Below are 19,169 nucleotides of genomic sequence, written 5' to 3' on the forward strand. Positions count from 1 at the left end.
GTCGAGATACTGGCAGGATGCTAGCCATCATCGTGCAGAATGCCAAGTCGCACAGCGCACGACCGTCGGGTCGCAGGCTGTGCGCCGATGAATGGCTTGCCTAACGCACCACGCTATTGATGTCGTGGCGGTTGAGCGAAGTCCGCATTTCCTCGTACCACTCCGGAATCACGTCCTTCAGGCGCTCCTTGGCGTCTTCCAGCTTGAACGGCTGGGTGTAGCGCTTCTTGCGGTAGGAGTAGATGTAGTAGGTGCCGTCGCGGTAGAGGATGCGGTCGAAGGTGTAGAAGCCGATGTGCGTGCCGTTGCAGCGCGCGGTCAGCACCATGTCGCCCTCTTCGTAGGGCAGCACGCCTTCGGCGCACTCATAGGTGAAGAACTCGCGCACGTCGTCCCAGTCGACACCATCGCTGCTGGCGTGCAGGAAGGCCTCGGCCTTCTCTTCGGAATCGTCGGAGTGATCGCTGTACCAGATGAACAGCGGGATGCTCTGGTTGGTCTCGTCGCCCAGCCAGCTCTCGCCGTCCAGGTACTGCGCACTGCGCGCCAGGCTCGCCTGCACGCGGCGGTGGCTCTGGCGGTATTCCTCCAACTGCTCGTCGAAGGCCGGCGAATCCTCACCCGGCACCACGCCTTCCATGCCCTTGATCTCGGCCACGCGTGCCAGGTACTCGGTGTACAGCGCCGCATCCTGGATCACGGTGCAGGTGTCACGGGTGAGGCTCAGGCCGATTTCGGTGAAGTTGGCGCTGCCCAGCACGACCACGTCCGGCTCGATCAGGATCAGCTTCCAGTGCACGCTGTTCTGCGCGCGGAAGTCCACGTGCAGGCTGACGCTGGTACCGGCATCGCGGACGCAGAAATCGATGAAGTCCGGCGAGCTGAACGAGTTGATGGTGCCCACCAGCAGGTCTAGGCGATTGCCCTTCTCCACCAGGGTTTCGATCAGTGACTCGGTTTCGCTGGCGGAGGCCGAGACCACAGTGATCAGCTTGCCGCTGACCTGCTCCAGGTAATGCCTGAGCGAATGTTGAGCGTTTAGGATTTTCATACAGCCCCCACCAGAATTCTGAACACCGAATTCTGATGCAGGACAATGGGGGGTTTCAACTGTCGGATGTCGACCTATGCCCGCAGATCGGGCGCTGCAGTGGCAAAGCATGCAGCTTGGGCCTGGTCGTGGCATAATGAGCGGCTTTGCCAGGCGCCTGTCGGTCTCGTTCGACGACCGCGCCTTCCCTGCCCGCCCGCGCCGTCAGCGCCCGGCGCGCACCATGTCCAGCCAAGGGTCAGTCAGTTGATTTCCACCGCCAATATCACCATGCAGTTTGGCGCCAAGCCGCTGTTCGAAAACGTTTCCGTCAAGTTCGGCAACGGCAACCGCTACGGCCTGATCGGCGCCAACGGTTGCGGCAAGTCCACCTTCATGAAGATCCTCGGCGGCGAGCTGGAGCCCTCGGGTGGCCAGGTCATGCTGGAAAACGGCGTGCGCCTGGGCAAGCTGCGCCAGGACCAGTTCGCCTATGAAGACTTCAGCGTGATCGATACCGTGATCATGGGCCACGAGGAGCTGTGGAAGGTCAAGGCCGAGCGCGACCGCATCTACTCCCTGCCGGAGATGAGCGAAGAAGACGGCATGGCCGTGGCCGAGCTGGAAGTGCAGTTCGCCGAGTTCGATGGGTACACCGCCGAATCCCGCGCCGGCGAGCTGCTGCTGGGCCTGGGCATTCCGCTGGACCAGCACTTCGGCCCGATGAGCGCCGTCGCCCCCGGCTGGAAGCTGCGCGTGCTGCTGGCCCAGGCGCTGTTCTCCGATCCGGACCTGCTGCTGCTCGACGAGCCGACCAACCACCTGGACATCAACACCATCCGCTGGCTGGAAAACATCATCACGGCGCGTAACAGCACCATGATCATCATTTCCCACGACCGTCACTTCCTCAACAGCGTCTGCACCCACATGGCGGACCTGGACTACGGCGAGCTGCGCCTGTTCCCGGGCAACTACGACGAGTACATGACCGCGGCCGAACAGGCCCGCGAGCGCCTGCTGTCGGACAACGCCAAGAAGAAAGCCCAGATCGCCGAGCTGCAGACCTTCGTCAGCCGCTTCTCGGCCAACGCCTCCAAGGCCAAGCAGGCCACCAGCCGTGCGCGCCAGATCGACAAGATCCAGCTGGAAGAGGTCAAGCCGTCCAGCCGCGTCAGCCCGTTCATCCGCTTCGAGCAGCACAAGAAGTTGCACCGCCAGGCGGTGACCCTGGAGAAGGTCAGCCAGGGCTTCGACGGCACCGCGCTGTTCAAGAACCTGAGCATGCAGGTGGAAGCCGGCGAGCGCATCGCCATCATCGGCCCCAACGGTATCGGCAAGACCACCCTGCTGCGCACCCTGGTCGGCGAAATGGCGCCGACCGCCGGCGAAGTGAAGTGGACCGACAGCGCGGACGTGGGCTACTTCGCCCAGGACCACGCCGAGGACTTCGAGGACGACTACAACCTGTTCGACTGGATGGCCCAGTGGACCCAGGGCGGCGAGCAACTGGTGCGCGGCACCCTCGGCCGCATGCTGTTCTCCAACGACGACATCAAGAAGTCGGTGAAGGTGATCTCCGGTGGTGAACAGGGCCGCATGCTGTTCGGCAAGCTGATCCTCAAGCGCCCGAACGTGCTGGTGATGGACGAGCCGACCAACCACCTGGACATGGAGTCCATCGAGTCGCTCAACCTGGCGCTGGAAAACTATCCGGGCACCCTGATCTTCGTCAGCCATGACCGCGAGTTCGTGTCCTCCCTGGCCACCCGCATCATCGAGCTGTCGGAAAACGGCGTGACCGACTTCAGCGGCACCTACGATGACTACCTGCGCAGCCAGGGCGTGATCGTCTGATCACTCCCCTGCCCAGATGAAAAAGCCCCGCCCTGTGCGGGGCTTTTTCTTGGACGCATTCTTATCGGGATTCCTTGTAGGAGCGAGCTTGCTCGCGAACAGCACCCTGCCGATGTTTCCGCGCTGGCGGAAAGCAATCGCGGACGAAGTCCGCTCCCACACAAGCCGTACACGGCTCGCTTAAGCGTAGGAGCGGACTCTGTCCGCGATGTCTTCAGGTCCGCAGCGGGGCGATCGGTTCGCGAGCAAGCTCGCATCGGCAAGGGAATCAGCGCCCCGACGTCTGCATCGTCGCGCTGCCCAGGCTGACGTCGAAGAACTCCGCCGCCGAGGCCGCCAGGTCACGGTGGATGGCCTGGCGATCGAGGCCCTGGGTGTCGGTGCACAGGTCCGGCGTGGCTTCCTTTTCTTCTTCCGAACAGGGCGACATGAAGACGAAGTGCCCTGCCCCATCCAGCACCCGCAGGTCTGCCTGCTGCGGCAGTTTGCGAGCCAGCGCGCCGGCGTTTTTCTTCCAGTCGAGGATCCGGTCCTCATTGCCGGTGTAGAGCAGCACCGGCACCTGCACGTCTTCCAGTTCATGGACGCCATACATCAGGCTCAATGGCGCCAGCAGCAGCAAGGCGCCGATGCGCGGATCAGCCATGGGTACCAGGTCGTTGCGATCGGCGCGTACCTCGCCTTTCTCGCTGCAGGCGTCGGCGTCGTCCGGGCGCTCCTGGCAATACTTGATCAGCCGCTCCAGTCGCGGCTGGGCGCCGGCCAGGATCAGAGCCGTTTCACCACCGGCGGAATAGCCGATCACGCCGACCTTGCGCGGGTCGGCAATGGCCGCGACCTTGGGATCGAGCAGCGCGGCGCTGATGGTTTCCGACACCTGCAGAGGCCGCCCATAGAGGTTGCTCTTGGCGCCCAGACGGCTGTGGTCATGCAGGTTGTCGCCGGGGTGCAGCAAGGTCACCACCACGAAGCCCTTGCGCACCAGCGCCTCGATCAGGTCGCGGTGGGCCAGTGGTGTGCCGTAGTTGCCGTGGGACATGACCAGCAGCGGGAAGCGACCGTTGGCGGTCTGCCCTTCGTAGGCGACATCGAGGATGAAATTGCCCAGGTGCAGGGGTTGTTCGGGCGCGCGCGTGGGGTAGAAGGCGATGGCCTTCATCGGCTGCTGGTCCAGCGGGTCGCTCACCTGCAGGCGGTGAAAACCCACATTCCAGCCCTGTGCCGCCCAACTCGCGGTACTGAAGGTAACGAGCAGCAGGAACCAGAACAGGCGCCTCGCCATGGTGCAGTTCGCTCCGATTTGTCTCCAGATCAGGCGCCGCGAGGCTTGTTGGTGAATGCAGAGGCCACCGGGCGCCGCCTGGAGGGAACCTCTGCATAGTACGCGCCAGTGAGACTCGCTCCGTGCCCGCAGACAGGCGGTACCGCCCAGGCACGAAAAAGCCCCGCATGGGCGGGGCTTTTTCTGCTGCAGGCAGCGATCAGGCGGCGGCGAACTGGCTGGCGATGCTTGCCTGGGCCCCGGCAATGGCGTTGCGGCGCGGCTCGTCACCGTAGGCCAGGCCTTCGGCACGCACGACCTCGATGTCAGTGATGCCGAGGAAATTCAGCACCAGTTCGAGGTAGTTCTCGTGGGCGACACCGCTCGGTTGGCCGGCATGGATGCCGCCGGCGGTGGAGACGATGATGACTTTCTTGCCGCCTGCCAGGCCTTCCGGGCCGTTCTCGGTGTAGCGGAAAGTCTTGCCGGCGACGGCGATGCGGTCGATCCACGCCTTCAGCTGGCTGGGGATGGAGAAGTTGTACATCGGTGCGCCGATGACGATGGCGTCGGCGCCGAGGAATTCCTCGATGCTCTTCTCGCCCAGGGCGGCTTCGTGCTTTTGCGCAGCGTCGCGCAGTTCGGCCGGGGTACCGGCGGCCACCAGGCTGGCGGAGGACAGGTGGCTGATGGCGTCGGCGGCCAGGTCACGGTAGGTGACTTCTACGCCCGGCTCGGCGGCGGCCCAGGCGGCGACCAGTTCGGCGCTCAGTTGGCGGGAAGCGGAGTTGTCGCCGAGGATGCTCGAATCGATGTGCAGCAGTTTCATGTGTGTTCTCCAGGAAAGGTGCCAAGTGGGTTGGCGGAGGAATTCGTCGTTGGAGGCAAGACTACGCATGTAGCCAATCTTCGATAAGTCGGCAAAAATGCAATGATTCGTCTCACCAGCAGGACAATCCAATGCAGGACCTCAATGACCTCTTCTATTTCGCCAAGGTGGTGGAAGCCGGCGGCTTCGCCGCTGCCGGGCGCCTGCTGGGCCTGCCGAAGTCGCGCCTGTCGCGGCGCGTAGCGGAACTGGAAGCACGCCTGGATGTGCGTCTGCTGCAGCGCACCACGCGCAAACTGGCGCTTACCGACCTGGGCGAGCGCTATTACCGGCACTGCCAGGCGATGCTGGTGGAAGCCGAGATGGCGGATGAAGTCGCGGCGCAATTGAGCGCGGAACCGCGTGGACGAGTGCGCCTGTCGTGCCCGGTGGCGCTGGCGGAAACCTCGCTGAACGAGATGCTGCCCGGTTTTCTCGCCGCCTATCCGCAGGTGAACCTGGAGCTGATGCTGACCAATCGGCGCGTCGACCTGCTCAACGAAAGCATCGACGTCGCGCTACGCGTGCGCGCACCGGGGGATGAGGACCTGTCGCTGATCTCGCGACGCCTGCGCCTGGCCAAGACTGCGCTGGTGGCAGCACCGTCACTGCTCAAGGGCGTCAAGCTGCGTGCACCGGAGGACCTGGCCGCCCTGCCCGTCCTCGGCGCCATCGACAACGATCGCCGCGTGCACATGAAGCTGACCGGCCCACAGGGCGAGGTGAAGGAAGTGGCACTGGAGGCGCGCCTGGCGGTGGAAGACTTCAACCTGCGCAAGAACGTGGCGCTGGCGGGACTGGGCGTGACGCTCCTGCCGCTGCATTACTGCACCGAGGAGCTGGAGGATGGCCGGCTGGTGCGCGTGCTCCCCGCCTGGAGCGAGCCGGAGGCCTACCTGCAGGCGGTGTATCCGCACCGGCGCGGCATTCTGCCAGCGGTGCGAGCGCTGCTCGATTATCTGCAGGAAGGCTTCTCGAAGGACGACTGGCCGGTCTGACGAAGCGCCAGCCCCTGGATGGGAGCGCCGCTTACGCCGGGTTGGCGCCCAGGCCCATCAGTGCGCCGATCCAGCTCAGCAGACGGCCGCCGCTGAGCCAGTCGATCCAGAACAGCTGGTGCAGCGCGACGATGGCCCAGAACACCAGCTGGAAGGACAGCTTGCGGGTCTTGTGGCGAAACAGCTGCTGGGCGAGGAATGCACCCGGCCAGCCGCCGAGCAGTTCCAGCAGGTGCAGGCTCTGCTCCGGGGTACGCCAGTCGTTGCGCTCGGCGCTGCGCTTGTCACGCCAATAAGCGAAGAACGCCAGGACACTGAAGACCGGATAGAGCAGCAGGAACCAGACGAAGTAAGCGTCCTTCAGCCAGAGCACCGAGCCGATGAGGGGCAGCGCCAGCAGCACTGCAAGGGCCCCCAGCGCCTTGCCCAGAGAGCGCTTTGGCGCACTGGGGAAGGCAACTTCGCGGCCACTGCGAACCCGTTCGCGAGTGGCTGTCGCGGCGGGCTTGCGGCGAATCGCCGGGGTATCGATGGCCAGCCCGGCAAGGCGGGCATGATCGGCGCGCGGACGACCGTCCTTGCCGGTGCCTTCTACGTAGCGGACCTGGTCGCCCGCTTCCGGGCGACGGTCGCCACGGAAGTCGGAAATGTGCAGGAAGACTTCCTTGCCGCCGGCCTGGGGACGGATGAAGCCGAAGCCCTTGTCATCGTCCCAGCGGCTGATGGTTCCGTTCTTTTCCACGTTCACTCGCTATCGGATCAGGGTTTGGCGCTGCTCCAGTCGATCAGGGCGAACTGCCAGGTCGCCAGGATCAGCAGGCCAAACACGATACGGTACCAGGCGAAGGCCGCATAGCTGTGGTTGGCGATGAACTTGAGCAGGCCGCGCACGGCGATCATGGCGAAGATGAACGAGGTGACGAAGCCGATGGCGAATACCGGCAGGTCCGCGGGCTGGAAAATGTCGCGGTACTTGTAACCCGAGTAGACCGCGGCGCCGACCATGGTCGGCATGGCCAGGAAGAACGAGAACTCGGTGGCCGCCTTGCGCGACAGGCCGAACAGCAGGCCGCCGATGATGGTCGCGCCGGAGCGCGAGGTGCCCGGGATCAGTGCCAGGCACTGGCAGCAGCCGACCTTCAGGGCTTCCTTCCAGGTCATGTCGTCGACGGTTTCGGCGTGGACCACGTGCTGGCGCTTTTCCGCCCAGAGCATGATCACGCCGCCCACCACCAGAGCCACGGCCACGGTGATCGGGTTGAACAGGTAGTGATGGATGTAGTCGGCGAAGGTCACGCCCAGGACCACCGCTGGGAAGAACGCGATCAGCAGGTTGAGGGTGAAGCGCTGTGCCTTGCGCTGGGTGGGCAGGCCGACGACGATCTCGAGGATCTTGCGGCGGAATTCCCAGACCACGGCCAGGATGGCCGCCAACTGGATGATGATGTTGAAGGCTTCGGCACGTTCGCCACCGAAGCCGATAAGGTCCGCCACGATGATCTGGTGGCCGGTGCTGGAGATCGGCAGGAACTCGGTAAGCCCCTCGACCACGCCAAGGATGAAGGCCTGAAAGGCGCTCCACAGATCCATACTACTTTCCCCCGCGAGGCACGCTGGCTCGCACGTTTCTAATGATTTTGTCCCGCTGCCTGCCCCTGGCGCCCAAGCGCCGCAGCGGCGTCGGCATGCTAATGCATTGCCCGCAGATCGCTACGAAATTCACAAAAATTTCTCTTCCACGGCGCGGGCAGAGCAGGCGTTGGCAGTTCGGCAATTTCGAGCTGCCTTTCGTCGCCAGGAAGATGCAGACAACCGTGATCCGGGTGGGTTCGCGCCATCATGCAAAATGCCTAATTCATTGAAAAGCCTGCTGCACTCAAGTACCAGAAAGGCTACAAATCCTCCAATTCTGTTAACGAACCGAAACACTCGAAACGCCGCAAACGCCGACGGGCCATGCTTCGGGCCTTCCCACCCAAAGTTGTGTATCAGGCTCGCAACAGAATTCGCTTCTCCCGTGAGACGAGCCCCGTTCTAGGGGCCGCGCGGGGCTTTCGTACGATCGTTCTGTATCAACGCCGAGACATCCGCTCCGTGATGGCTCACGTGGCCTTACGCCATGTCATTGATTCTCAATAGCTGATTAAAAGCGGCACGGCCCCTGCTCCACCTTGGTACCGCTGGTTAGGGCTCAGCGCACCAAGAAGGAACCGCCATCATGGGGAACATCGACTCACGGATAGTCGGCATTCTCGTCACGCTCGCTTGCGGCGCGGCCAGCGTCCCGCTGTGTCCGCTCGCTCAAGCCGGCGACGGCACCATCGTCCTGCAGCGCCAGGTGCAGCCACGCGTCGCCACCCGGCCGACCGACATTCCCGACCCGAACCCGATCACCGTCAACCCGAACATCTCCGAGCAGATTGTGCGCCAGACCGGCAACGCCGAGCTGAGCGACAGCGATTTCGCCGGCGTCACCAGCGGCTCCAGCCTGCAGCGGCATATCCTGCCCGGCGGCCAGCTGGTGGGCATGGACAACGGCGCCAACCAGTCCCTCAACGGCAACAGCATGGGGGCCGGCGCGGCTGGAGGTGGCGCCGGCATATCCAACTCGGTGAACCGCACCGTCCAGCAAGGACTTTCGCCCCTGCGCATGCTGACGGGGGACCGCTGAGATGAACGCCCGCCTGCTCGCTCTTCCTCTCCTGCTCTGCAGCGTCACGGCCCTGGCCGCCGATCCTTCGACGGTCAACAACGCCAGCATCGACAGCGCCGTGCGCAACTACCGAGGTGTCGCCAGCGTGAACCAGGCCGCCGGCGACTCCCAGCAACAGGCCAACGGCCGCGCCATCGCCATCGGCAGCAATGCCCAGGCCACCACCCAGTTCCGCCAGGCAGTCAACGCCAGCGTCGACCTCAACCAGGCCGCGTCCGCCAGCATCACCGGCAACGCCTTCACCAACGGCAACGGCGCACTGGGCGTGAACCAGGCCGCCGGGGCTGCCAACCAGCAAGTGAACGCCATGCGGATCAGCGTCAGCGCCATCCCGCAGAGCGTCGATGACAGCGTGCTTTCCCAGCAGAACGTCGCGCTGCCAGTGAACTCAGGCTCGAAGGACTCCACCACGGGTAGCCGGCAGGTCGTCACCAGCGACCAGGCCTTTGCCGGCAGCCGGGGTGTCGTGCAGATGAGCCAGAGCGCCGGGGTCGGCAATCGCATTGCCAACACCCTGAGCATCCGGGTCGCGGATTGACCCAAGCCAACTCCAATAACACTAAACACGCCAAACGAAGCAAAGGAGATACACCATGAAACCAAGAATGGCTCTGAAGCCTCTGGTTTTCGCTGTTGCAGCGGTCATGGCTGTAGCAGTGCACGCGGATAACCGTAACAACAACGGGCATGGTCACGGCCACGACAATGGCCACGGTCATGAGCAACATCAACCCAAGCCCCCGTACGATCCCTACAAGGACCCACGGATCGAAGCAGGCGCCAGCGCAACGGTGGAAGACACCCAGGAAAGCAGCGACAACACCGTGGTGAACATGGGCACCAAGAACACCGCGACAGTCGACGGATCGTTGGGGAACGCATCCGGGAACGTGGGCGTCAACGTCGCCGCCGGCGATATGAACCAACAGGCCAACGCCGCCGCCCTGGCGACTGCCGATGAGAAATTCATCTTCGGTACCGCCTATGCGTCGACTGAAGTGACCCAGAACAACGCGGACAACCAGGCCTGGAACTTCTCCACCACCAACAAGGCTTCGCTGAACAACTCCGGTAGCAACTCCTCCGGGAACATCGGCATCAACATCGCCTCGGGCAACTACAACCAGCAGAAAAACGACATGGCAGCCGCCGTGTCCGGTGGTCGTAGTGCTGACTCCTACAGTGGCGCCACCCAGACCTCCAGTGGCAACACCGTGGGCAACGTGGCCTTCCTGACCTACGAGAAGGAAACCTTGCGGTCCACCTTCAGCGCCCATGGCACCTACAAGGGAGCCGGTGCAGGCTACGTGGTCGACGAGTCGGGCCGTGGCGGGCATGACGACAGCCGTAACAGCGGTGGCAGCAAAACCGACAAGGACCCGCTGTTCTTCGTCGAAGCTGGCACTGTCGATCTCAGAGGCCAGGCCACCTATCAGGTGCTGATCCCCACCGGCTGGAAAGACCCGGTGCGCAACGATGCCTCCATCAACAGCTCGCTCAACAACGTGTCGGGCAACCTGGGCGCGAACGTTGCGGCTGGCGTAGGCAACCAGCAGAGCAACTCGCTGTCCATCGCCGCAGGCTGCAAATCCTGCCTGTAAGCGAAACGGCGTAGCACCTGGAGGCTCCGGCAACGGAGCCTCCTTCTCCGCAAGCCACCCCAAGGCGTCACGATCATGCGTACGTCCGCCCTGCTTTTGCTCGCCCTCTTCAGCCTCACGACGCAGGCCGCGCAACTCCCCTTCGCCATCCTTCCCGGCGGGTCGATGGCCTACAAGCACGTCGAGAGCATCCGCGAGCGCAAGTTCAGCAACCTGGTCCAGCAGAAGACCGACTTCAGCTGCGGCGCCGCCGCGCTGGCGACGATCCTCCGACAGGCCTACGCGCTGGACGTGGACGAGGAATTCGTGATCAAGGGGATGCTGGTCCGGGCCGACCCGGACCTGGTGCGCACGCAGGGTTTTTCGATGCTCGACATGAAGACGTACCTCGAAGGCATCGGCATGCGCGCACGCGGGTACCGAATCCCGCCGGCGTCTCTGGAGAAGCTGACGATCCCGGTGATAGTGCTGATGGATATCCGTGGCTACAAACACTTCGTCGTGATGCAGCGTGCCTATAAAGGCTACGTCTATATCGGCGACCCGGTGCTGGGCCACAAGCGCTTCACCCAGGAAGATTTTCTCAAAGGCTGGAACGGCATCATCTTCGCCGTCATCGGTCCGGGCTACGAACAGGCCAACGCCCTGATGAACCCGCCCGACCCTCTGACGGCCAGGGACCGAATCAATGCGTTCAGCCCGGTCAAGGATGCAGAGCTCATGGAATTCGGTTTTATCCAGAGCGACTTCCTCTAAGACCGCACAAGAATGGAAGGCAGGAATCCTTCCGGGGAGAACCCTAATGAAAGTGATCCCGCTGCTTGCCGCCACCTGCATAGTGGCCTGCCTGCCGGTCCAGGCGGAAAGTGTCTTCAAGCCGATCGAGCTGAAGGATCAGGAACTGGCCCAGCTGCGCGGCAAATACGTGATGCCGGGCCGGGTCATCAGCTTCGGCGTCGTCATGAGCAGTACCTGGAAGAACGCCGTGGGCGACAACATCGGCGCCAGAGTCAGCATGCAGATCCAGGAATCCACCATCAAGCCGCAGTTCTACGTCACCACCATCGACGAGAAAGGCAGCGGCGCGGCACCGGCCGCAGGCACCGGCACCGTCACCGGCGGAGCCGGCCTCAACCAGACCCAGGGCGTTACCCAGAGCGTTCGCGCCGCAGGTGATTACAACACCGCCTCCAACAACGTCAGCATCGACGTGAAGGAAGCCAACCAGGCCCCGCCTGCAGCGGCCCCGCAGGGAACGCCGCTGGACTCCACCCCGGTCACCGCCAGCAATGCGGCCGGTACCGTCAGCGTGTCACCGAGCAACGGCGGCGTGCAGATGGCGATCAACGCCAACGGTCAGGGTGCCGCCATGCAGCAACTCGCTGCCGGCGGGCTGCTCCAGGCCGCGCAGATGGTCGGTGGAAATAATGCCGTCAATAACCTGGCACAGCTCAGCGTGGTACTGAAAAACAACCTTCCGTCGTCTGGAGCGCTGGACTGCAATCTCGACCAACTCAAAGGGCTTCGCACCATGGGTATGTGATCTACGCTCCAGTGCGACTGTGAGGTCCAACCTACAAGAAGGACAGCGCGCCATGCACCGATCGCTATCGCTAGGAACTGCAATCTGTGTATCCGCATTACTCCCCTCGACCTTCGCCGCCGCCGCGACGGAAGCCGAGGTGGAGACGTTGAAACAGGAACTGCTCGAGTTGAAGCAGCGCTATGAGGCCCAGCAGAAGGCCCTGATGGTGCTCGAGCAGCGAGTCAGGCAGGTCGAGGAAGCTCCGGCCGCACCCGTCCAGCCCAAGCGCCTGGTCACCTCGACCGGCAAGCCGACACCGCCCGGAACCGGCAACACCGTTGCCTCCAGCGGCAGCTCCTACGGCGAATCGCTCAAGGACGACGCCAGTCCGCCCAAGAGCGTGGAGAACCTCTACGACGAGGCCAGCGGCTTCTTCGGCAACGGCGCCTTCAGCTTCGAGACGGGCATCACTTACACCCACTACGACACCAAGCAGCTGATCCTCAACGGCTTCCTGGCGCTGGACACGATTTTCCTGGGCAACATCGGCGTGGACAACATCAACGCCGATAACTGGACCCTGGACCTCACCGGCCGCTACAACTGGAACAACCGCTGGCAGTTCGACATCAACGCCCCCGTGGTTTACCGCGAGAGCACCTTCGAATCGGCCGGCGCCGGCAACTCCACGGCGCAGTCCACCGACGAGAAGGTCACCCGCGACCCGACCCTGGGCGACGTCAACTTCGGCATCGCCTACAAGTTCATGGACGAAACCGAATCGCGCCCCGACGCGGTGGTCAGCCTGCGGATCAAGGCTCCCACCGGCAAGGAACCCTACGGCATCAAACTCAAGCGCGCCTCGGACAACGACAACCTCAACGTGCCCGAGTCCCTGCCCACCGGCAACGGCGTCTGGTCCGTCACCCCCGGCATCTCGCTGGTCAAGACCGTCGACCCGGCCGTGCTGTTCGGCAGCTTCTCCTACACCTACAACCTCGAGGAGTCCTTCGACGACATCAGCCCCACCCAGGGCGTGAAGCAGAAAGGCAAGGTCGACCTCGGCGACTGGTTCCAGATCGGTGCGGGCGTGGCCTTCGCCCTCAACGAGAAGACCAGCATGTCGTTTTCCTTCTCCGACCTGATCGCCCAGAAGAGCAAGATCAAGGCCGACGGCGGCGACTGGACCACCGTCACCGGCAGCGACGCCAACGCGGCGTACTTCAACTGGGGCCTGACCTACGCGTGGAGCCCCAACCTGACCATCGTGCCGAACCTGTCCATCGGCATCTCGCCGGATGCGCCGGATTTCAGCTTCAGCGTGAAATTCCCGTATTACTTCTGACGGCTCGGCTGTCCAAACGCAAAGGCCCCTTTCGGGGCCTTTGTCTTTTCCAGAGATAGTCACCTGTACGTAGGAGCGGACTCCGTCCGCGACAGGTTGCAATCGCGCCGGACAGCATCGCGGACAGAGTCCGCTCCTGCGCCAGCATGAAACGCCCTATCCGAGTCCACCGTAACGCGGCGGGTAACGGATCCACGTCCGTTCCCGCCCCGACCGGTTTCCCGCCCTAGCGCAACTGATGCTTGTGCAACAAGCGATAGAAAGTCGGCCGCGAAATGCCCAGCATCCGCGCCGCCACGCTGAGGTTGTCGCCGTGCCGGGCCAGTGCATCGCACATGGCCTGGCGCTCGGCACCCAGCTTGTACTCCTCCAGAGTCACCAGCGGCAGGTGCGCCGAGCGGCCCTTCTCGCGCTCCAGGCCCAGGTCGCGGGCCTCGATCTGTCGGCCCTCGGCCAGCACCAGGCCACGGCGCACGCGGTTGGCCAACTCACGCACGTTGCCCGGCCAGGCATGCTCGGCCATGGCAGCCAGCGCATCGTCGGAAAAGCGCCGTGGGCGGCGGCCGGTCTCGACGCTGTAAAGGTGGGCAAAGTGATTGGCCAGCAACGCCAGGTCGCCATTGCGCTCGCGTAGCGGCGAAGTCGAGACCTGCAGGACGTTGAGCCGGTAGTAAAGGTCCTCGCGGAACAGCCCGGCGCGAATCGCCTGTTCCAGGTCGACGTGGGTCGCCGCCAGCACCCGCACATCGACATCAATCGGCTGGCTGCCGCCGACACGCTCGATCTGCTTCTCCTGCAGCACCCGCAGCAGATTGGCCTGCAACTCCAGCGGCAGGTCGCCTACCTCGTCGAGGAACAGCGTGCCGCCGTTGGCCTGTTCGAAGCGACCGATCTTGCGCTGGTGCGCCCCGGTGAACGCGCCCTTCTCGTGGCCGAACAGCTCGGACTGGATCAGCGCCTCGGGCATCGCCCCGCAGTTGATCGCCACGAATGGCCTGACCGCCCGGCGCGACTGACGGTGCAGCGTGCGCGCCACCAGTTCCTTGCCGGTGCCGCTTTCGCCGCGGATCAGCACAGGGGACTCGGTCGGCGCGAACTTCGCCAGCAGCTTGCGCAGCTCGCGCACATCGCGACTCTCGCCCAGCAGCTCGTGCTGGTGATCGTCACTGTGCACGCTGCCACGCCCGCGCAGGCGCGCCATGCCGAAGGCCCGACCGAGGGTGACCTGCACCCGCGCCACATCGAAGGGCAAGGTATGGAAATCGAAGAACCATTCGCTGACGAAATCGCCCACCTCATTGAGCGGCAAAACATCCGGGCTGAGCACGGCTATCCACTCCGTGCCGCTGCGGCTGATGAGTTCCTTGACGGACTCCCGGCGTTCGAGATGCCGAGGTTGAAGGCGCAGCAGGCCGACGTCACAACCGCGATTGCCGGCGTTATCCAGCTCGCAGCTGTCGACTTCCCACCCTGCTGCCCGTAGTCCGGGTAAAAGCCTGCGGCAGTCGTCGCATGGATCGACCACCAGCAGGCGACGAAGATTCGTGGCTGCCTCGAGCATGCTCCCTTCCTTGGCGCCATTATTTTGAAAAACTTTAAAAAACAGTCGGTTGGCGCTCCAATTTGTAACGCTAGCAATATATTGACGCAGCCCATCGACCGTTTTCCTATAGGGTCAATGCCGAATCGATCTCACCACCCGCGACCGCGCCGCTTGACTTCCAAGCGCCGCACGAATTCCTCGAGCACCAGCTTGTAGAGGTCGTCCCCCAGGTAGACGTCCTCCACCCCGCAGTCGATGTTCGGGTTGTCGTTCACCTCGATCACCACCACCCGCTCACCCGCCTGCTTCAAATCCACGCCGTAGAGCCCGTCGCCGATCAGGTTGGCGGTTTTCACCGCCAGCTCCACGACCTTGCGCGGCGCCTCGTGGACCGCCATCGTGCGGAAATCACCGCTCACTTCCTGGGCCTCAGGGCTGTGGTCGTAGATCTGCCAGTGCCCCTTGGACATGAAGTACTGGCAGGCGAATATAGGTTTCTGGTTCAAGACGCCGATCCGCCAGTCATATTCGGTATAGAAGAACTCCTGGGCGAGCAGCAGCACCGAGCGCTCGAACAGTTCCGCGCTGGCCTTGAGCAACTCCTCCCGATTGCCCACCTTGATCACCCCGCGGGAGAAACTGCCGTCGGGGATCTTCAGCACGAGCGGAAAGCCCAGGCGTTCGCCGACCTTCTCCAGCTCCTGCGGGTTGTCCTTGTAGAGGATTTCGGTGGCCGGCATGCCCAGCTTGTGACTGCGCAGCAAATCGGCGAGGTAGACCTTGTTGGTGCAGCGCAGGATCGACACCGGGTCGTCCATCACCACCATGCCCTCACTCTCGGCCTTCTTGGCGAAGCGGTAGGTGTGGTCGCTGACGCTGGTGGTCTCGCGGATCAGCAAGGCGTCGTACTCGGCCAGGCGCGAGTAGTCCTTCTTTTCGATCAGCTCGACATCGATGCCGAGGCTGCGGCCGATGCGGATGAAGTTCTTCAGCGCCTTGCGGTCGGACGGCGGGAAGGCCTCTTCCGGGTCGTGGAGGATCGCCAGGTCGTAGCGGTACTGCTTGCGCGAACGCGGCTTGCGCCAGATCTGCCGGCTGAAGCCATCCAGCGCGTTGGCGAACTGCTCCTCCTGGTCCTCGCGCAGCTTGTGGATGTTCCCCGGCTTCACCCCTTCGATATGCCATCCGCGGTTCTTGCGGAACTCCACCAGCAACATCGGGCATGGCAGCGCCTCGAACAGCTGGCGCGCCAGGTCCTGCAGCGGCTCGATGTCGGTTCGGCCGAAATACAGCGTCAGGGTGAAGCCATCGGTGCTGCCGTAGGGATGGTCGGCCAGCGCCTTGTCGAGGGTCTTCTCCAGGTCTTCCAGCGCCAGGCTGTAGAGCGACTTCTTCGCCAGCTCGCTGATGCTGCGCACCGACGGGATCACCTTGTGCCCGCGCGCTTCGGCCAGCAGCGAGCAGTAATAGCCATGGCCCAGGTACTTGTAGTTGCGGCACAGGTTGATCACCTGCACGCGCTTGCCGTTGTCGTCGTCGATGGGCATCTCCAGGTACTCCTGGGCGGTGACCACGTCTTCGCTGGGGTAGTACGAAGCCCAGTCTTCCTTGCGTTCCACGATGATGAACAGCTTGCTCACGACACCTCCGAAGCTGGCTGGCGCGCTTGCCGCGCCCTGCCCCTGGGACAATACTTGTTGAGCTTCGACCGCACGACGCTACGCCCGTTCGCAGCCAGCACCCGACAAGGTGCGCCCCCCGGATTAACGAATGCTTACCCTATGAAACTCCAGTTCCGCGCCGCTTCAGCCGACGACCTGCAAGCCCTGGTCGAGATGGAAAACCGCTGTTTCGAACAGGATCGCCTGTCCCGCCGCAACTTCCAGTGGATGATTACCCGCGCCCACGCCAGCCTTACCGTCGCCGAATCCGACGGCCAGTTGCTGGGTTACGCGCTGGTGCTGTTCCACCAGGGAACTTCGCTGGCGCGGCTGTATTCCATTGCCGTGGACGAGCGCGCCCGCGGCATCGGCCTGGGCCAGAAGCTGCTGGACCGCGCCGAAGCCGAGGCGCTGGAGAACGACTGCGCCTACCTGCGCCTGGAAGTGCGCCCGGACAACCGTGGCGCCATCGCCCTTTACGAGCGCAACGGCTACCGCCCGTTCGCCACGGTGCGCGACTACTACGAGGACCATAGCGAAGCCCTGCGCTTCGAGAAGCGCATCCGCCACATCAACGAGCGCACCCACCGCCACGTACCTTATTACCGACAGACCACCGAGTTCACCTGCGGCCCCTCGGCGCTGCTGATGGCCATGGCTGCCCTGGAGCCCAGGCGCCGCCTGGAGCGCAGCGAGGAGCTGCGCCTGTGGCGCGAGGCGACCACCATCTACATGACCGCCGGCCACGGTGGCTGCAGCCCGCAAGGGCTGGCGCTGGCGGCGCACCGCCGGGGATTCCGCGTGCAATTGCAGTTGTCGGAAGATGGCCCGTTGTTCCTCGATGGCGTACGCAGCGAGGAAAAGCGCGAAGTCATGCGCCTGGTCCACGAGGACTTCGCCGCCGAACTGGCTCGCAGCGACGTGGAGCAACTGCTGCTCAGCCAGTTGGACATCGACAGCGCGCTGGAGGCTGGCGGTCAGCCAATGGTGCTGATCAGCAGCTACCGGCTGACCCGCTCCAAGGCACCGCACTGGGTGGTGGTCACCGACTGCGACGAGGATTTCGTCTACCTGCACGACCCCGACGTCGACCACAGCCAGCACCGCCAGCCGCTGGACTGCCAGCACATCCCGGTGAGCCACGTGGAGTTCGAGCAGATGAGCCGCTTCGGCCGCAGCAAGCTGCGCGCGGCGGTGATCCTCTACCGGCGCTGAAGGCGGAAACCTACGGAGCGCCGCGACAGCTTGCGAAGCACCCAACCGGGGCCGCCGGCGCACGCAGTTCCGCCGCCGGCAGGTAGCCGTTGCGGGTATAGAGGAAATCGAAGCCGAACAGGCTGAGCATCAGCAGGATCGGCAGGACGAGAGTGACGGCGATACGCATGGCGACGCTCCTCTTCTGGTTCTTGTAGCGCCATCCTAGGCCGCAGGTGCGGCGCGCAACCTACTACCTTGGTACTGCCCCAACCGCTACTTTCTGCATATTTGCCGCACCCCTGGCGCTTCCTATGCTGGCCGCACAAGAACTTGTCGACCCAGAAAAGGAGTCGCCCCATGCGCCAGTTCGTCCTGCACGGCGTGGCCTATCTGCTCGCGGTTGCCTGCGCCGCCGCCTTCAGCCTCGACGCGCGGGCGGAGGACGCCCCCGCGCTGGAAGTGCGCATCGGCTACCTGGGCTACACGCCCGACCCTGGCCCGCTGCTGTCCAACGTCATTCCCGAGCCCACCGACGCCGGCCTGCGCGGCGCGGAGCTGGCGATCACCGACAGCAACAGCACCGGGCGCTTCCTCAAGCACCGCTACAGCCTGGAAGCCGCCCGTACCGACAGCCCTGAAAAGCTGCTGGCCGAAGCCCGACGCCTGCACGATGCCGGCCTGCGCCTGTTCGTGGTCAACGCTCCTGCCAACACCCTGCGCCAGCTGGCCGCCGCGCTGCCGGACAGCCTGCTGTTCAACGCCGGCGCCGCCGATGACGAGCTGCGCGCCAGCCAGTGCGCGGCGAACGTGCTGCACACCCTGCCCAGCCGGCTGATGCTGACCGACGCCCTCACCCAGTTCCTGGTGCTGCGCAAGTGGACGCGCTGGCTGCTGATCGTCGGCCAGCGCCCGGAAGACGCCCTGTACGCCAGCGCCCTGCGCCGCTCGGCCAAGCGCTTCGGCGCGAAGATAGTCGAAGAAAAACCCTTCACCTTCGACAACGACCAGCGCCGCAGCGCCCAGGCCGACATGGCGCTGTTCACCCAGTCCGGCGAGGACTACGACGCCGTGCTGGTGGCCGACGAACACGGCGACTTCGGCGAGTACGTGCCCTACAACACCTGGCTGCCGCGCCCGGTCGCCGGCACCCAGGGGCTGGTCGCCACCGGCTGGCACAAGACCGTGGAAACCTACGGCGCCGCGCAGTTGCAAAAGCGCTTCGAGGAACACGCCGGGCGCTGGATGAACGACCGCGACTTCGCCGCCTGGATCGCCGTGCGCAGCATCGCCAGCGCCGTCACCCGCCTGCGTGACGCCGACCCCATGGCGATCCGCAAGCTGTCGCTGTCCCCCGACCTGCCGCTGGACGGTTTCAAGGGCTACAAGCTCGGCTTCCGCCCCTGGGACGGCCAGCTGCGCCAACCGATCCCGCTGGTGCAACCGCGCGCCCTGGTCAGCACCTCGCCGCAGGAAGGCTTCCTGCACCCCGCCAGCGAACTCGACAGCCTCGGCCTCGACGCACCGGAAAGCCAGTGCCACCTCGCCGACGCGAAGCCATAACAAGAACATT

18 protein-coding genes are annotated in these 19,169 nt (G+C 64.1%); 10 read left to right on the forward strand and 8 right to left on the reverse strand.

Annotated features, from left to right (window positions below; translation table 11 throughout):
- Window positions 1–100: 100 nt before the first annotated feature.
- Window positions 101–1,051 (reverse strand): phospholipase D family protein, encoded by a 951-nt coding sequence (locus tag UB43_RS26705; protein WP_045217479.1) that lies wholly within the window; start codon window positions 1,049–1,051, stop codon window positions 101–103.
- A 246-nt stretch (window positions 1,052–1,297) separates the two neighbouring features.
- On the opposite strand from UB43_RS26705, the gene UB43_RS26710 reads away from it, so the two are divergent.
- The gene (locus UB43_RS26710) at window positions 1,298–2,887 is read left to right on the forward strand and encodes an ABC-F family ATPase (protein ID WP_045217481.1); all 1,590 of its coding nucleotides are present in this window, start codon (window positions 1,298–1,300) and stop codon (window positions 2,885–2,887) included.
- Between the two features lie 268 nt (window positions 2,888–3,155).
- Here the strand turns inward: UB43_RS26710 and UB43_RS26715 are convergent, their stop codons facing one another.
- Window positions 3,156–4,169 carry a dienelactone hydrolase family protein gene (locus UB43_RS26715; RefSeq protein ID WP_045217484.1) on the reverse strand — a complete coding sequence of 338 codons (1,014 nt, stop codon included), beginning with the start codon at window positions 4,167–4,169 and terminating at the stop codon, window positions 3,156–3,158.
- Between the two features lie 199 nt (window positions 4,170–4,368).
- Window positions 4,369–4,977: an FMN-dependent NADH-azoreductase gene (locus UB43_RS26720; protein WP_045217487.1), complete on the reverse strand. Its 609-nt coding sequence runs from the start codon at window positions 4,975–4,977 to the stop codon at window positions 4,369–4,371.
- A 131-nt stretch (window positions 4,978–5,108) separates the two neighbouring features.
- Here UB43_RS26720 and UB43_RS26725 point away from each other — a divergent pair, with 131 nt between their 5' ends.
- Window positions 5,109–6,014 (forward strand): LysR substrate-binding domain-containing protein, encoded by a 906-nt coding sequence (locus tag UB43_RS26725; protein ID WP_045217489.1) that lies wholly within the window; start codon window positions 5,109–5,111, stop codon window positions 6,012–6,014.
- A gap of 31 nt (window positions 6,015–6,045) precedes the next feature.
- On the opposite strand, the gene UB43_RS26730 is transcribed toward UB43_RS26725, so the two are convergent.
- Together UB43_RS26730 and UB43_RS26735 are read right to left on the reverse strand one after the other, a co-directional pair.
- On the reverse strand, window positions 6,046–6,756 hold the full coding sequence (locus UB43_RS26730; protein ID WP_045217628.1) for a DUF1294 domain-containing protein: 711 nt from the start codon (window positions 6,754–6,756) through the stop codon (window positions 6,046–6,048).
- Between the two features lie 17 nt (window positions 6,757–6,773).
- Complete coding sequence (locus UB43_RS26735) at window positions 6,774–7,604, reverse strand: undecaprenyl-diphosphate phosphatase (protein WP_045217491.1); 831 nt, start codon at window positions 7,602–7,604, stop codon at window positions 6,774–6,776.
- Between the two features lie 628 nt (window positions 7,605–8,232).
- Between UB43_RS26735 and UB43_RS26740 the strand changes: the two genes are divergently transcribed.
- The 6 genes from UB43_RS26740 to UB43_RS26765 all read left to right on the forward strand — a co-directional run bounded on the left by UB43_RS26740 (window position 8,233) and on the right by UB43_RS26765 (window position 13,198).
- Window positions 8,233–8,685, forward strand: a complete 453-nt coding sequence (locus tag UB43_RS26740; RefSeq protein WP_045217492.1) for a hypothetical protein — start codon at window positions 8,233–8,235, stop codon at window positions 8,683–8,685.
- 1 nt (window position 8,686) lies between these two features.
- Window positions 8,687–9,265, forward strand: a complete 579-nt coding sequence (locus tag UB43_RS26745) for a hypothetical protein (RefSeq protein ID WP_045217493.1) — start codon at window positions 8,687–8,689, stop codon at window positions 9,263–9,265.
- 55 nt (window positions 9,266–9,320) lie between these two features.
- Window positions 9,321–10,328, forward strand: coding sequence for a hypothetical protein (locus UB43_RS26750; protein WP_045217494.1), 1,008 nt, complete (start codon window positions 9,321–9,323; stop codon window positions 10,326–10,328).
- A gap of 75 nt (window positions 10,329–10,403) precedes the next feature.
- Window positions 10,404–11,084: a C39 family peptidase gene (locus UB43_RS26755; RefSeq protein WP_045217496.1), complete on the forward strand. Its 681-nt coding sequence runs from the start codon at window positions 10,404–10,406 to the stop codon at window positions 11,082–11,084.
- Window positions 11,085–11,130: 46 nt separating this feature from the next.
- Window positions 11,131–11,871: a hypothetical protein gene (locus tag UB43_RS26760; protein ID WP_045217498.1), complete on the forward strand. Its 741-nt coding sequence runs from the start codon at window positions 11,131–11,133 to the stop codon at window positions 11,869–11,871.
- 52 nt (window positions 11,872–11,923) lie between these two features.
- A complete protein-coding gene (locus UB43_RS26765) occupies window positions 11,924–13,198 on the forward strand; it encodes a hypothetical protein (protein ID WP_045217500.1) in 1,275 nt (424 codons plus the stop codon).
- Between the two features lie 226 nt (window positions 13,199–13,424).
- Here the strand turns inward: UB43_RS26765 and UB43_RS26770 are convergent, their stop codons facing one another.
- Entirely contained in the window at window positions 13,425–14,759 is a 1,335-nt protein-coding gene (locus tag UB43_RS26770) for a sigma-54 dependent transcriptional regulator (RefSeq protein ID WP_045217502.1), read from the reverse strand.
- A 131-nt stretch (window positions 14,760–14,890) separates the two neighbouring features.
- The gene (locus UB43_RS26775; RefSeq protein ID WP_156160506.1) at window positions 14,891–16,381 is read right to left on the reverse strand and encodes a RimK family protein; all 1,491 of its coding nucleotides are present in this window, start codon (window positions 16,379–16,381) and stop codon (window positions 14,891–14,893) included.
- Window positions 16,382–16,522: 141 nt separating this feature from the next.
- On the opposite strand from UB43_RS26775, the gene UB43_RS26780 reads away from it, so the two are divergent.
- Window positions 16,523–17,617: a GNAT family N-acetyltransferase/peptidase C39 family protein gene (locus tag UB43_RS26780; RefSeq protein WP_045217507.1), complete on the forward strand. Its 1,095-nt coding sequence runs from the start codon at window positions 16,523–16,525 to the stop codon at window positions 17,615–17,617.
- A gap of 10 nt (window positions 17,618–17,627) precedes the next feature.
- Here the strand turns inward: UB43_RS26780 and UB43_RS29895 are convergent, their stop codons facing one another.
- On the reverse strand, window positions 17,628–17,786 hold the full coding sequence (locus UB43_RS29895; RefSeq protein ID WP_177329823.1) for a hypothetical protein: 159 nt from the start codon (window positions 17,784–17,786) through the stop codon (window positions 17,628–17,630).
- A gap of 170 nt (window positions 17,787–17,956) precedes the next feature.
- Between UB43_RS29895 and UB43_RS26785 the strand changes: the two genes are divergently transcribed.
- Window positions 17,957–19,159, forward strand: a complete 1,203-nt coding sequence (locus UB43_RS26785) for an ABC transporter substrate-binding protein (RefSeq protein ID WP_045217508.1) — start codon at window positions 17,957–17,959, stop codon at window positions 19,157–19,159.
- Window positions 19,160–19,169 lie beyond the last annotated feature (10 nt).

It is taken from the genome of Pseudomonas sp. 21 (genome assembly GCF_000955805.1).
Taxonomy (GTDB): Bacteria; Pseudomonadota; Gammaproteobacteria; order Pseudomonadales; family Pseudomonadaceae; genus Pseudomonas.